Source organism: Planktotalea sp., assembly GCF_018607965.1.
GTDB lineage: Bacteria > Pseudomonadota > Alphaproteobacteria > Rhodobacterales > Rhodobacteraceae > Planktotalea.
Genome location: NZ_JABBAM010000158.1, coordinates 1 through 13,933 on the forward strand (window position 1 = coordinate 1; position 13,933 = coordinate 13,933).

At 53.1% G+C, this 13,933-nt stretch carries 14 protein-coding genes; 6 read left to right on the forward strand and 8 right to left on the reverse strand.

Features of this window, described 5'->3' with window-relative positions; genetic code table 11:
- Positions 1 to 481 (reverse strand): hypothetical protein (locus QZ279_RS13805; RefSeq protein ID WP_293451850.1); only part of this gene is annotated, 481 nt, incomplete at its 3' end.
- Between the two features lie 133 nt (positions 482 to 614).
- On the opposite strand from QZ279_RS13805, the gene QZ279_RS13810 reads away from it, so the two are divergent.
- Positions 615 to 2,249: a SulP family inorganic anion transporter gene (locus tag QZ279_RS13810; protein WP_293451852.1), complete on the forward strand. Its 1,635-nt coding sequence runs from the start codon at positions 615 to 617 to the stop codon at positions 2,247 to 2,249.
- A gap of 62 nt (positions 2,250 to 2,311) precedes the next feature.
- Here QZ279_RS13810 and QZ279_RS13815 read toward each other — a convergent pair whose 3' ends face one another.
- On the reverse strand, positions 2,312 to 2,917 hold the full coding sequence (locus QZ279_RS13815) for a flavin reductase family protein (RefSeq protein ID WP_293451854.1): 606 nt from the start codon (positions 2,915 to 2,917) through the stop codon (positions 2,312 to 2,314).
- A gap of 88 nt (positions 2,918 to 3,005) precedes the next feature.
- Here QZ279_RS13815 and QZ279_RS13820 point away from each other — a divergent pair, with 88 nt between their 5' ends.
- Positions 3,006 to 3,491 (forward strand): N-acetyltransferase, encoded by a 486-nt coding sequence (locus tag QZ279_RS13820; protein WP_293451856.1) that lies wholly within the window; start codon positions 3,006 to 3,008, stop codon positions 3,489 to 3,491.
- A 31-nt stretch (positions 3,492 to 3,522) separates the two neighbouring features.
- Positions 3,523 to 4,269 carry an EcsC family protein gene (locus QZ279_RS13825; protein ID WP_293451858.1) on the forward strand — a complete coding sequence of 249 codons (747 nt, stop codon included), beginning with the start codon at positions 3,523 to 3,525 and terminating at the stop codon, positions 4,267 to 4,269.
- On the opposite strand, the gene ptsP is transcribed toward QZ279_RS13825, so the two are convergent.
- The 6 genes from ptsP to QZ279_RS13855 all read right to left on the reverse strand — a co-directional run bounded on the left by ptsP (position 4,266) and on the right by QZ279_RS13855 (position 10,906).
- Positions 4,266 to 6,512 carry a phosphoenolpyruvate--protein phosphotransferase gene (gene ptsP / locus QZ279_RS13830; RefSeq protein WP_293451860.1) on the reverse strand — a complete coding sequence of 749 codons (2,247 nt, stop codon included), beginning with the start codon at positions 6,510 to 6,512 and terminating at the stop codon, positions 4,266 to 4,268. The genes QZ279_RS13825 and ptsP overlap by 4 nt on opposite strands.
- A 203-nt stretch (positions 6,513 to 6,715) precedes the next feature.
- Positions 6,716 to 7,954, reverse strand: coding sequence for an aspartate kinase (locus QZ279_RS13835; RefSeq protein ID WP_293451862.1), 1,239 nt, complete (start codon positions 7,952 to 7,954; stop codon positions 6,716 to 6,718).
- A 92-nt stretch (positions 7,955 to 8,046) separates the two neighbouring features.
- Entirely contained in the window at positions 8,047 to 8,688 is a 642-nt protein-coding gene (locus QZ279_RS13840) for an SDR family NAD(P)-dependent oxidoreductase (RefSeq protein WP_293451864.1), read from the reverse strand.
- The gene (locus tag QZ279_RS13845; protein WP_293451866.1) at positions 8,688 to 9,137 is read right to left on the reverse strand and encodes a DUF1178 family protein; all 450 of its coding nucleotides are present in this window, start codon (positions 9,135 to 9,137) and stop codon (positions 8,688 to 8,690) included. Before QZ279_RS13845 ends, QZ279_RS13840 begins: the two co-directional genes overlap by 1 nt.
- 41 nt (positions 9,138 to 9,178) lie before the next feature.
- Positions 9,179 to 9,622 (reverse strand): NUDIX hydrolase, encoded by a 444-nt coding sequence (locus QZ279_RS13850; RefSeq protein ID WP_293451868.1) that lies wholly within the window; start codon positions 9,620 to 9,622, stop codon positions 9,179 to 9,181.
- A 105-nt stretch (positions 9,623 to 9,727) separates the two neighbouring features.
- Entirely contained in the window at positions 9,728 to 10,906 is a 1,179-nt protein-coding gene (locus QZ279_RS13855; protein WP_293451870.1) for a glycosyltransferase N-terminal domain-containing protein, read from the reverse strand.
- Between the two features lie 160 nt (positions 10,907 to 11,066).
- Here QZ279_RS13855 and modA point away from each other — a divergent pair, with 160 nt between their 5' ends.
- The 3 genes from modA to modC are packed head-to-tail and all read left to right on the forward strand — an operon-like array spanning position 11,067 to position 13,629.
- Positions 11,067 to 11,831 carry a molybdate ABC transporter substrate-binding protein gene (gene modA / locus QZ279_RS13860; RefSeq protein ID WP_293451872.1) on the forward strand — a complete coding sequence of 255 codons (765 nt, stop codon included), beginning with the start codon at positions 11,067 to 11,069 and terminating at the stop codon, positions 11,829 to 11,831.
- Positions 11,828 to 12,520, forward strand: a complete 693-nt coding sequence (modB, locus tag QZ279_RS13865; RefSeq protein WP_293451874.1) for a molybdate ABC transporter permease subunit — start codon at positions 11,828 to 11,830, stop codon at positions 12,518 to 12,520. Before modA ends, modB begins: the two co-directional genes overlap by 4 nt.
- Positions 12,517 to 13,629, forward strand: coding sequence for a molybdenum ABC transporter ATP-binding protein (gene modC, locus QZ279_RS13870; RefSeq protein WP_293451877.1), 1,113 nt, complete (start codon positions 12,517 to 12,519; stop codon positions 13,627 to 13,629). The genes modB and modC overlap by 4 nt, the downstream gene beginning before the upstream one ends.
- The last annotated feature ends 304 nt before the right edge of the window (positions 13,630 to 13,933 follow it).

Genomic DNA, 13,933 nt, shown 5'->3' on the forward strand with positions numbered 1-13,933 from the left:
CAATTTCGGCGCTGTTCACATCTACCGTGCCTGTGGAGGATACGTTTCGCAGATATACGCTGCCTTTACAGTTAAGCCCTTGCGCACGTAGTCCGTTCAGGTGGCTACCGTCCAAGCCAAACTGTGCAACAAATGTTTGCTCCATATAAAGGCGCTGCTCGAAACGGCAGCTCAGCAGGCGCATGGGGCCGCGCACGGTGGTGAAGTCCAGATCGAGTGTGCCAGTGATATGCGCGCCCGCGAGCCAGACGCCGACATCATCGGTTTGAAAGGTCTTGCAGCCACCGAGCAGCAGGTAGCGCAAGAGAGCCGCGCGAATCTCGCGCTCTGGGTCTGGCGCTGCGCCGTCCTCGGGCGCGGGCGGCAGTTCCCCATCCCCAAGCACACATACATCGCGGTGCTTGCAGGCGTGGATCAGTTTCCACTCCGCCTCTGCCGGCTCGATCTCTTCCAGCTCTTTATAAGTTCGAATATGCGCCATTGCTGTTCTTCCCTAACCCGTGGTTGCATCCTAGCACCGCTGGCGGGAATGCCTATCCAAAAGAAGGGTGTTCATTGTGTCCCTCATGCTTTAAACGCCCACGAAAGATCTCCCCGAAAGACAGGTTAACCACATGAAACGAGCAATTCTCGGTGCATTCGCCAATCACATTACTCCGCCCGATTTGCGTTGGATGCCGGATGAGGGGTTCACGTTCACGCGTTTGCGGATTGAATTGCTGTCGGGTCTGACGGTTGCTTTGGCACTGGTTCCCGAAGCGGTCGCGTTCGCGTTCGTCGCGGGTGTGCATCCACTTGTGGGGCTGTATGCAGCGTTCTTGGTCGGCTTGATCACGGCGCTGATCGGTGGTCGCCCGGGTATGATTTCTGGTGCGACGGGCGCTTTGGCTGTTGTTATGGTTGCTTTGGTCGCGCAGCACGGTGTTGAATATCTGTTTGCGACTGTTGTTTTGATGGGGCTTTTGCAGATTTTCTTTGGTGCGATGCATTGGGGGAAGTTCATACGTTTGGTGCCGCATCCTGTGATGCTTGGCTTTGTGAATGGCCTCGCGATTGTTATTTTCCTCGCGCAACTTACCCAGTTTAAGAAACCCGGAACCGTCGTCAGTGATGGCCATGGCATGACGGGCGGCGAATGGTTGTCAGGTGGCCCCATGCTGCTGATGCTAACGCTTGTGGGCTGCACGATGGCTATCATTTGGGTCACGCCGCGCATCACCAAGGTGATCCCAGCGCCCCTTGCAGGTATCGGCTTGGTTGCTGCTGTGGCCATTGCGTTTGGCCTTGATGTGCCACGTGTTGGCGATTTGGCGTCGATCCAAGGTGGCTTGCCCACATGGCATATCCCTACGGTTCCTTTGAACTGGGAAACGTTCCAGATCATCCTGCCATATGCTGTTATTTTGGCTGCGATTGGCTTGATCGAAAGCCTTCTGACGCTGAACCTTGTTGGTGAAATGACCAACAAACGTGGTGGTGCGTCCCAAGAGTGTATCGCGCAAGGTATCGCGAATACGGTCACTGGTTTCTTCGGTGGCATGGGAGGTTGTGCGATGATCGGTCAGTCAATGATCAACGTGAAATCAGGCGGACGCACGCGGATCGCGGGTATCGCTGCTGCTGTGTTCTTGTTGTTGTTCATTGTAGCGGGATCTTCGATTATCGAATTGATCCCCTTGGCTGCACTGGTTGGTGTGATGTTCATGGTTGTTATCGGCACATTTGCTTGGAATTCATTACGCATTCTGCGTCGTGTTCCAAAGGTGGATGCGTTCGTGATCATCTTGGTGACTGTTGTGACGGTCTATTCTGACCTTGCGGTTGCAGTGGTCGTTGGTGTCATTGTTTCTGCACTTGCATATGCATGGAACAACGCAACGCGCATTCACGCGATTGAGCGTCCTTCAAAAACGTCTGAGGGTGCCAAGGTCTATGAAATCCAAGGGCCTTTGTTCTTTGGTTCGGCTGACGGTTTCATCCAATTGTTCGATGTCGACGGCGATCCAAAAGAGATAATCGTCGACTTCGCGCAGAGCCGTGTTGTGGATCAATCTGCTTTGCAAGCGATCGAGGCGGTCGCAGGCAAGTATGAAGAAGCGGGAAAGCGTATCCAGTTGCGCCATCTGAGCCGTGATTGTCACCAACTTTTGCAGACGGCTGGTCACTTGATGGTGGATAGCGACGATGATCCAGATTATGAGGTCGCGGCTGATTATCAGGTGCGGACAGGTATTTTAGGCGGGCACTAACATCAAAAAGGTGCGGGGGGGCGTCCCCTGCACCTTTTGTGCTTTTAGATCAGTCGTCAGGATCAATCGTCTGGGCGGCTGAGTTCGAAGAGGTCTTTCACGACAGAATAGTCGCGATACCCAAGACGCGAAAGCGGCTGGAATGTTGTGACATCAAAGCGACCGTCCTTGATACATGCATCATCCATATGAATACCAGTGACTTCCCCAAGAACGAGAAAGTTGCTTTCGCCTTCCAGCTTGATGATCTGAGTGAGCTTACATTCCAATGACGCGGGTGCTGCCGCGATGCGTGGGGCATTGATGCTTTCGCATTCGGCTTTTGCCAGCTTAGCATGGGCGAATTCGTCTGATCCAGCTGGCAACGTCGCGCTGGAGGCGTTCATCGCATCCTTCAAAGCGTAAGACACGATATTCACGCAAAACACCCCCGTTTCACGGATTGCAGCAACGCTGTCTTTCGTGCCGTCGCGATCTTCTTTGGAGCCTGTTGAGGAAAACATCACTTGAGGGGGGACGTATGCAATCGCGTTGAAAAAGCTATACGGAGCAAGGTTATCGCGACCATTGCTATCACGCGTAGAAATCCATCCAATGGGGCGCGGTGTGACGATTGCATTGAAGGGGTTATGCGGTAGGCCATGGCCATCCTCTGGACGATAAAACATTTTGTGCACTCCTGATTTGCCCATTCGCTAACGCCATGTTACGCGCGTTTCCAGCTAAATATGAACGTAATACTTTGAGGCAGCCCCCGTGTACGAACTTTGGCCAGAGACAGAAGACGACTGGTGGGAGGTCGAAGCACTCTATGATTTGTGTTTTGCGCCGGGTCGGGAAGCGTTGTCATCCTATCGTTTGCGGGACGGTGTGAAAACCGTCGAATCGCTTAGCCGAGTGGCCCGTGACGGGGATGGCATTCTCGCGGGCGCGATCCGGTATTGGCCGGTACGTGTGGGCGAACACGCTGCATTGTTACTTGGTCCCGTCGCCGTTCACCCAACGAGACAGGGTGAAGGACTAGGTGGTGCGCTTATTCGCGACAGCCTTGCATCAGCCTCGGAGACCGGATGGGACCGTGTGATGTTGGTGGGGGATGCGCCGTATTACGCCAAGTTCGGGTTTAAGCGCCTGACAGGGGTTATGATGCCGCCGCCAACCAACCCAGATCGGGTCCTCGGATTGGATATTATGCAAGGTGCTTGGCAAGGTGTTGCCGGTAAAGTGACGCGACGCGCTTGAAAAGTGCACTGGGCGATCTGATCTATAGAAGATGAGCACAGACCTAGTCCCCACTGACCTTGATCATGACATAACCCTCATTGCTAGGCGGTACCGCAGGGCAGGGGGCGTTGGGATTCAAGTCTTGAATCTTGTGGGTGGGCAGGCAGAAAACTTACTGGAACGTTTGCCTGATACGGTGAAAGACAGGCTGGAGGATGCGACCAACAAGGCACTGAACGTGGCGCTGATCGCTGCGACACGTAGTAGGGGCATCGTCCCGGATCAAAGCAAATGGTTGAATACAGCAGCAGCAACAGCCATGGGGGCTGCGGGGGGTGCTGGTGGCTTGCCGACAGCGCTTGCTGAGTTGCCCGTGACGACAACCGTATTGTTGCGCGCGATTCAAGGCATCGCGGCTGAGTATGGTTTCGATCCCTTAGAGCCAAACATTCAGGCTGAGTGCTTGCAGGTTTTTGCCGCGGCGGGTCCTTTGGCAAATGATGATGGCGCAGATATGGGGTTTCTGAGCGCGCGTGTAACGCTGTCAGGAACGACTGTGCAGGGCATCATCGCGCGCATTGCGCCACGATTAAGTGCTGCGCTTGGACAAAAACTTGCCGCGCAAGCGATCCCCATCATCGGTGCGGTTGCAGGGGCTGCGACGAATTACGCATACACCAGCTATTACCAAGAAATGGCACATGTGCATTTTGGACTGCTGCGCACCGGAGAAAAGCATGGAGTTGCACGCGATCAATTGATCCTCCAACTGTCTGTGGCAGTTCAGCAAAGCTAAAGATTGACGGTTTTAAGGTAATCCATAACGGGTTTACGCACATTTTGTTCGCCATTTTCTTGGCAGGCGTCGATAATTTTACGTATTTCGCCCAGATCGATACGGCGCAATAGGTGTTTGACGGGTCCAATGGATGCAGGCCGCATCGACAGGGAACGCATGCCAATTGCGGCAAAACAGGCCGCTTCGATAGGGCGGCCAGCATCTTCGCCACAAAAAGATAACGGCGTGCCAGATGTTTCACACCTTGCAATAATGTTTTGTAAGAAACTTAAAAATGGCGTCGACAAGGTGTCATAACGCCGTCGCACGCGCTCGTTTTCTCGATCGGCCGCGAAAAAGAACTGTTTCAGATCGTTGCCTCCGATGGACAGGAAACCGACATCTTCGAAGAACTCTTGTGGTGCGAAGGCTAAAGAGGGTGTCTCAAGCATCGCACCAATTTTGAGGGTCTTCGGGAGCGGATGCCCCAATCGACGTTCACGCTCCATCGCTTTGTCCATTTCCGCTTTTGCCGCGACATACTCACTATATTGCGCAACAAACGGGAACATAACGGTCAAATCACGACCCGCAGCAGCACGTAAAAGCGCTTGTAATTGCATCCGCATAACACCCGGTTTGTCTAGACCAACGCGTATGGCGCGCCAGCCTAAAGCGGGGTTTGGTTCATCATTTGGCTTCATGTAGGTTAGAACTTTGTCTGACCCGATATCGAGCGTGCGAAAGACGACGCGCTTTTCCCCGGCAGCATCCAAGACCCTGCTATACAATGCGCTAAGCTCTGAACGTTGTGGCATCTTGTTGCGCACGAGGAATTGCAATTCTGTTCTAAACAGGCCCACACCTTCTGCACCAGACCCTTCAAGCGAAGGGAGATCAGCCATAAGTCCAGCGTTCATGTGTAGATCGATTTTAATCCCACATTTCGTCATTGCGGGCTTGTCGCGCGTTGCAGAATACCTTTCCTGCGCAACGGCTTGCATCGCCATTTTATCGCGAAACGCGGCACTGACCGTATCGTCGGGGCGCAAATGTACGATGCCTTGATCGCCGTCCACCATGATGTGATCACCGTTCAAGGCTTCGCGCGTGATGCCCTCAGAGTGTACAACCAGCGGAATCGCGAGCGCACGCGCAATGATCGCGGCATGTGATCCAACTGAGCCTGCTTCCAGCACGATGCCTTTCAAGGACCGTCCGTATTCCAGCAAATCTCCGGGCCCAATGTTACGTGCAACCAGAACTGGATCAACGGGTAAGTCCGCGCCTGTTTGTGTGCCTTGTCCCGTCAAAATCCGCAGCAAACGGTTTGAGAGATCGTCAAGATCTTGCAAGCGCTCGCGTAAATATGCGTCATTGGACTGCCCCAAGCGTCTGCGCGCTTGGGTTTGTTCTTTTTCCACGGCGGCTTCGGCAGAGAGACCATTTTCAATGTCCTCTTCCATGCGCCGCATCCAGCCCTTAGAATTGGCAAACATACGGTAGGCTTCAAGAACCTGCAGTTGTTCACCGTCACCACCAGCAGCACCCGCAAGCAGTTTGTCGACGCTAACACGAAGCACGTCGACGGCTTCATTTAGGCGTGTCGATTCAGTGTCGGGATCTTCGGCAATAACGTTGGTCACAACAACGCGGGGCTCATGTAGCCACACGTGCCCTTCGGCGGTACCTTCTTGTCCAGTGGTTCCCCGCAACAAAACGGGCTGTTGATGGCGTGCGGAAAGCGCTTCGCCCTCTCCCAAAAATGCGCCAAGCTCTGTCATTTCTGCGAGAACCATCGCCACGACTTCAAGGGCGTAGAGTTCATCCGCTGAAAACAATCGGACCGCTTTGGACTGAACTACCAAAACACCCAGCTTTTCGCCAAGCCTTTGAATAGGAATGCCTAGGAAAGACGAATAAATCTCTTCGCCGGTTTCTGGCATGAAGCGAAAACCGTGCTCAGAAGGGGCATCTGCGGTGTTAATGATCTTCGATTTTTTTGCAACGAGGCCAACAAGACCTTCGCCCAACCGCAAGCGCGTTTGGTGGACCGATTCAGCGTTTAATCCTTCAGTCGCGCACAGCTCTAAAGTTTCAGCATCGCGAAACAGATAGATTGAACATACCTCGGTCTGCATCGACCTCGCAATAAGGCGCGTGATCTTGTCCAGCCGCTCTTGACCGTCACCATCCTCAGCCATCGCATCGCGCAAACGGCCAAGTAATTTACGACTTTCGCTTTCCCGTTTCTGCGCCATCTTGGTTTTCGTCCCCCCGACAGAACAACCAGCGCACGTCACCATGCGTCTGAACATAGGGTTATCTATAAATCATCGACGCAAGGAAGGGGAGGCCCAAAGCACGCTCAGCGTAAAGGCTGCAAAATCATACAAAACGGTATGCACTTCAACTTTTAAAAGTATCGAGGGGAGTACGAGGGACTGGTCCCTCGCTCAATACTTTAAACTGCTTTTTCTAACTCAAACGCATCATGCAAAGCCTGAACTGCAAGCTCCATGTATTTGCGATCCACCAGAACCGAAATTTTGATTTCGGACGTCGCAATGACCTTAATGTTCACACCTTCATCGCTAAGTGTTTTGAACATTTTGGCCGCAACACCAGATTGGCTGCGCATTCCGATGCCAACCGCAGAAATCTTGGCGACGTCTGTATCGGCAATCAGATCGTGATAATTGATGTCGCCGGCAGACTTGGCATCTTCCATCGCCTTCTCTGCACGCTTCACCTGATCGGTGGGGCAAGAGAACGTCATGTCGGTGCGCCCATCTTCGGCGATGTTCTGGATGATCATATCCACATTTACGCCCGCGTCGGACAAGGGTCCAAAAATCGCGGCTGCAATGCCGGGGCGATCTGCGACCGAAATAAGGGTCATTTTCGCTTCATCGCGGCTATAGGCGATGCCTGAGACGACGTTGGATTCCATGATTTCCTCCTCGGCGCAAACAAGCGTGCCTGCGGTATCTGATTGTTCTTCAAATGAGCTAAGTACGCGCAGCTTAACCTTGTAACGCATTGCCAATTCAACAGAACGCGTTTGCAAAACCTTCGCGCCAAGGCTGGCAAGCTCCAGCATTTCTTCAAATGCAATCTTATCAAGCTTGCGTGCTTTATCGGTGATGCGCGGGTCGGTCGTGTAAACGCCGTCGACGTCCGTGTAGATATCGCAGCGCTCTGCCTCAAATGCGGCGGCGAACGCAACGGCCGTTGTGTCTGAACCACCTCGACCCAGCGTTGTGATGCGGCCTTCTGGGCTAAGCCCTTGGAAACCTGCGACAACGGCGACTTTCATGCCCTCACCAAATTTGCCCATGATGTTATCGGTTGGGATTTCTTCAATCCGCGCCGCAGAATGCGCAGAAGTGGTTTTTACAGGCACTTGCCATCCTTGCCAGCTGCGCGCAGGCACATCCATTTCTTGCAAGGTCAGCGCCATAAGACCCGCTGTCACGTTCTCGCCAGAGCTGACGATCGCATCATATTCACGCGCATCATAAAGTGGCGAGGTCTCATTGACCCAGCCCACCAATTCATTGGTTTTGCCAGACATGGCAGAGACGATGACAATCACGTCATAGCCTTTAGCAACCTCAACACCCACGCGTTTTGCAGCGCGTTTGATGCGGTCAAGATTGGCAACAGATGTGCCTCCGAATTTCATCACGAGAACGGGCATGAAAGCGTCCTAGGTAAGAGAAGTTGCGCAGCATTTACGGCGCAAACCGTGCAAGGGCAAGAGGGGGGCGTGTGATGAAGAGGTGCGTGGCTTTAGAAAGGCATCACCGCACCGTCGTAATTTTCAAAGACGCCTGTGTGGTCTGGGCCCAGCAAATCAAATTGCGTGATCAGACCTGCCGCAGAGGTCGCGGCGTCAATATCGGCTTCCATGCCACCTATGTCGGTTTGAACCCAGCCCGGATGATAGGCCCCAACCGCGACCCCTTGGGGTTTGAGATCAATCGCAAGGTTGCGTGTTAGGTTAACAGCAGCGGCCTTGGATGCGCGATAGATAAACGCGTTTCCGCCTGCGCGTTCGGACGATCCCATTTGCGACGCAAGCACCGCAATTTTGGGCGCAGAGCTTCGACGCAACGCAGGAAGCAGGGCCTCAATCGTTTGAAAAACACCTGTGACGTTCACGGAGAACGTGTCGGCCCAGGCCTGCGCCGCGTAGCCATTGCCGAGGGATTGACCCTTATCAAGGTAGACGCCCGCGTTGCAGATCAGCAGATCGAGCGGATCTTCAAATTCAGCAGCAAATGCAGACAGCTGCGCAGTATCAGTCACATCTAGCGTGCTGCCCGTGCTGCCATCTCGCGAGGTTGCAACAACGGTCTCGCCGCGTGCGCGCAGTTGGGATGTCATTTGTGCGCCAATGCCGCGATTGCCGCCTGTTAAAACTACCTGCATCAATTGTCCTTTCTTGTGGGTCGAAACGGCAACGGCAAAACTGGCACGCCGTCTTTCAAGAGTTTGCGTGCGTCATCTAATTTTGCTTCACCATAGATCGCTTTTTTGGGTGCGTCGCCGTCATGCATGGCACGTGCTTGCTTCGCAAAATCGCTGCCCACGTATTCGCTGTTTGATTCCACCTTTTTGCGTAGGTCTACGATTCTCTGTTCTTCTGGACCAGAAGGCGTGGACAAAGGCCCGGGCGTTGGTGTTGCGATCTGCGCAGCAGGGAGATTTTTGCGGGCAGGGCGCACGGCAGGGGCCATCAGGACCTTTTTCACCTCGGATACACCGCACATCACACACGTTACCATGTTTGCGTTTTGCAATTTGTCAAAGGCAGCCGCGGATTGAAACCAGCTGTCAAACTGGTGTCCGTCACAACATTTAAGAGAATACTGGATCATGCAGTTTTACTACCGCGTGCAGGTTCGAACGTCGACTGCTTTCATTTTTTCGGTAAACGATTTGGATCAAAACTGCGAATGAGATGGGCCAATTCAGGTTCACTCACTTTTCGGGCCGCGTTAGCAAGGCTAAACCACTTGCGCTTGCGTTGCTTCACCTCGCGATAGCGATCGTGAATTGTCTTTACCTTCAGTGGATAAACAACGGCAACGCAGGGCAAGGTACGCCCAGACACGTGTTGTTTTGTGTAGGAATACAGACCAAGGCTGTTGTCGTGTAATTTGCCCTCAACACCCGCTTCTTCCAAGGCTTCAACCGCCGCACTTTGCGCGGGGCGCATTCCATCCTGCGGCCAGCCCTTAGGGATTATCCAACGCTGCGTGCGTCGGCTGGTCACTAACAGAATTTCGGGCTTTCCTTTGCGCATGCGGTAACAAAGCGCTGCAAATTGCGTGCGCAACCCCGTTTTCTTTGCGCCCAACATATCAATTGGGGCAAAGGCGCTTCCTTGATTGCGTTGCTCTTTCATCGATTGTGCCGCTCTGAATGCTCGTAAGTTTTTTATTATCACCTTTATATCACGACGATATCAGTGTTTTGAAAGCCGCGAAAGTGCTTCGAGGATGGGAGCGGTGTCAGTGATCTTTGACAGGGCAAAACTGGCGTTAGCACGTTGTCTATCCGCGGTGTCTAAATCCCTCAACTCAAGAATATTTTTGGCGATTTCTTCGGGTGTTTCGCATAAACGTGCACCATTCGTGTGATGCAGCGTTGCGTAGGGTTCAGCAAAATTCTCAAAATGCGGCCCGTGCAAAATCGCGCAGTTATGAGTGGCGGGTTCAAACGGGGTGTGACCGCCTTTATCCACTAAAGACCCTGCGACAAAGCACGTTCCTGCCATGTCATACCACTGCTCCATTTCGCCAAGCGTATCCGCAATATAGACAGTGCTTTGCGCATCAAAGGGCGCGGACACGCTGCGCAGTTGAACGTTTAACCTTAAACCCCGCGCGATCTTTGCAATGTTTGGCGCACGTTTGGGGTGGCGGGGGGCAAGGATCATCTGCATGTTTGGCACAGTCTGCAAAATATGAAGATGCGCCTGAAGTAGCGTCTGATCTTCGCCTTCGTGGGTCGATGCAGCCAACCAAACATCCCCGCGCCGCGTATGATCGCTTGCGTTTTTTGGAGCCGCATAAAGTGATTTCAACGAGATTTGTGCTCCAAACCGATCCGCCTTTGCGCCCAAGGACTGAAGGCGTTCTTGGGACGCGGTATCCTGTGCACAGATCAGATCAAATCCACCAAAAACACGTTCGCTCAACTTGGGAAACTTTGCCCAAACTTTTGCGCTTTTGGCAGACATTCGCGCGCCGATTATGGCCGTAGGGATGCCAGCCCCTTGCAGTGTCAGGCCTCTGTTTGGCCAGAAATCTGCTTCGAACAAAATAAAGTGTTTCAGATTGGTACGCGCCAAAATACGGCCGTAAATCCAACTCAGATCCAAAGGTGCCAAACGGATATCAGCGCGTTCCAAACCCCAGCTGCGTAACATTTTTTTGGCACTTGTGCTGTTGCAAGTGATCAAAAGGGTCACGTCTGGATTGTGGGCGGCTGTGGCCGCGATGATCTTACGAGCGGCTGTTAATTCCCCGTTAGACGCACCGTGTAGCCAGATAACCGCGCCCGCCGGGAAATCGCGCCAATTCCCGATACGTTCATTGAAATCACGCCAGCTTTCCTGTCGGCGCAGTACGCGAAAAAGCAAAGCTATCCCCAAAACTGGAGACAGGAGGGTGATAAGACAGCGGTAAAACAGCATTCTCTTAGGCGACTTTCTGAGTGAAACTGCGCTCAGCCCTAGCGCGCACGTTCAAAGCACGCAAGCAGCGCTTGCACGTCTTAGCAGCTTTCTAAATAGTCGCGCTATGAGAATACTGCGTAACATTATTAGCTTGGGACTTGGGGTCGTTGCGCTTGCATTGCCATTGCATGCAGACCCTGTGACGATTTTTGCGGCCTCTAGTCTGAAAACAGCGCTTGATACTGTGATCATTGATCAAAACTTGAATGCGATCGCCGTGTACGGTGGAAGCGCTGCGCTTGCGCGTCAGGTTTCACAGGGTGCACGTGCTGATATCGTTATTTTTGCGCACCCAGACTGGATGGATTGGCTCGATGAACAAGGCGCGCTTGGTTCCACAAGCCGCTGCAATTTGACTGGCAATCGCTTGGTTCTCGCAGGCGCGTCTGACGCTGGTGATTTGAGTGTTGAACAGCCAAACGATTTGATCGACGCGTTAGTGGGGGGACGGCTTGCTGTGGGGCACCTAAAGTCGGTTCCTGCAGGCCAGTATACTGCCGCTTTTCTGGACCATCATGGATGGCTTGACGCTTTGATCCCGCACTTGGCCGAGACGTCGAATGTGCGACTTGCTATGGCGTTGGTTGCACGGGGCGAGGTTTCATTGGGGTTCGTTTATGCCAGCGATGTCATTGCAGAAAAGCGTGTGCGCACCGTCTTTACGCCGTCCAGCGAAACGTATCCGGCAATCCGGTATCCAGCGGCTTTGACAAGTGAGGCCAAAGTGGATGCGGCGGGTGTTTTGCGCAAACTTTCCGCTTCAGTCGAGAATTTTGAAAATAATGGATTTATGGCCCTGCCTGCGACTGAAACAGGACGGTGTCCGTGAGTGTCAGCGCAGCGGAAATTGCAATTGTTGGCCTTTCGCTTAAGGTTGCTCTCGTCGCCACATTTTTCAGTTTACCAGTTGCGGTTGGCGTTGCATGGATCTTGGCGCGCAAGGAATTTTTCGGAAAATCTGTGCTCAACATTGCGGTGCATTTACCATTGGTCTTGCCGCCTGTTGTGACAGGGTATGCGCTTTTGCTACTGTTCGGAAAGCAAGGCGTGATCGGTGGTGCGCTTGAGGCGGCATTTGGCGTAACGCTTGCATTTAAATGGACGGGTGCCGCATTGGCGGCAGCGATCATGGGGTTTCCTTTGATGGTACGTGCAATTCGCTTGGGGTTTGAGACCGTCGATAAGGGGTTGGAAGACGCGGCGGCCACACTTGGGGCATCCAAGCGCGCCGTTTTTCGGCATGTCACGTTGCCATTGATCACACCCGCAATTCTGGCTGGGGCAGCCTTGGGATTTGCAAAAGCCATGGGCGAATTTGGGGCGACAATCACCTTTGTTGCGTCCATTCCGGGTGAAACCGAAACGCTGCCTTCGGCGATTTATACGTTGTTGCAAGTGCCGGGCGGTGAGACAGCGGCACTTCGACTGATCGCGTTGTCGATTGTGATTTCGATTGCCGCGCTCGCGGTATCCGAGGCACTTGCACGCCGCGCGGCGAAACGGGTGTTGGGACGATGAGTTTGCGTGTCGACGTTCAACTTGGGTTAGGCGCATTTCAACTTGATGCGAAATTTAATGCAGGTGCTGGAACGACTGTCCTGTATGGGCGATCAGGTAGCGGGAAGACCAGCGTTATAAATGCGATATCAGGGCTTCAGACGCCAGATATTGGTCGCATAACGCTGGGTGAAGACGTGCTTTTTGATAGCGAGACCGGGATCAATGTGCCCGTCCACAAGCGACGCATCGGATATGTGTTTCAGGACGCGCGTTTGTTTCCCCATCTCACAGTTGCGCAAAATCTGGACTTCTCAACGCGGTTTTGCGCGATCACTGTCATGGCCAAAGAACGCTCTGCGCTTATAGACATGCTTGGGATTGGCGGGCTCTTACAAAGGCATCCCGCAGCGTTGTCGGGTGGCGAAAAGCAGCGTGTTGCACTTGGGCGTGCGTTGCTGAGTTCGCCACGTCTTCTTCTGTTGGACGAACCACTTGCTGCGTTAGATGAAACGCGCAAGCAAGAAATCATGCCATATTTTGAACGTTTGCGTGCGCAGGGTGGTCCGCCAATGATCTATGTAACTCACGATATGTCCGAAATCGTGCGTCTTGCTGACACTCTGGTCGTGCTGCGCGATGGTTCATGTGTTGTGCAGGGGTTGGCCGAAGACGTGTTGGCCGATCCGAGGAACGTCAAACTAATTGGCGTCCAAGATGCGGGTGCGCTTTTGCGCGGGGTTGTTGATCACCATGCTGAAGATGGGCTGAGTGCGATTCGTCTTAGCGCCGGCATGCTGCATGTTCCACGGATGGATTTACCGATTGATCAGCAGGTGCGTCTGAAAATTAGAGCACAAGATGTGATCTTGTCGAATACGCCACCGAGTGGGCTATCTTCACAGAATACGCTGGCCGTTCAGATCACGGATATTCACCGCGGCGAGGGGCCAAGTGTGGCGATCGCATTGCGTTCTGGATCTGATCGATTGCTTGCGCGGATTACGGTGCGCGCGCTGCATGAAATGCAATTGGAAACTGGGCAAAAAATCTGGGCGATCTTAAAGTCGAATGCAGTTCCGCCCACTGCAATTGCGCTGTCCACGAAAGCATCTTCCGACGCCCTGTGAAATTCCTTGTTAGTTCTGCGGTTTTCTAACTTGACGGGGGAATTACCGTCCAGTATCCCGCGCATGTTGGCGGTATAGCTCAGTTGGTTAGAGCAGCGGAATCATAATCCGCGTGTCCGGGGTTCGTCTTTTTAAACGCAAGCACAGCAAAGTCTGGCAAGTTGCATTTACATTAGACGGACGACAGGTTCGTGTGAGCTCAAAAAAACGTATTGTTAAAGATGCTGTGCAAGCTGCTCGTGAGATTTATCTAGATTACAGGTTTAGGCAGAAGAACGGATTACCTGTAATATCCAAACGCTTT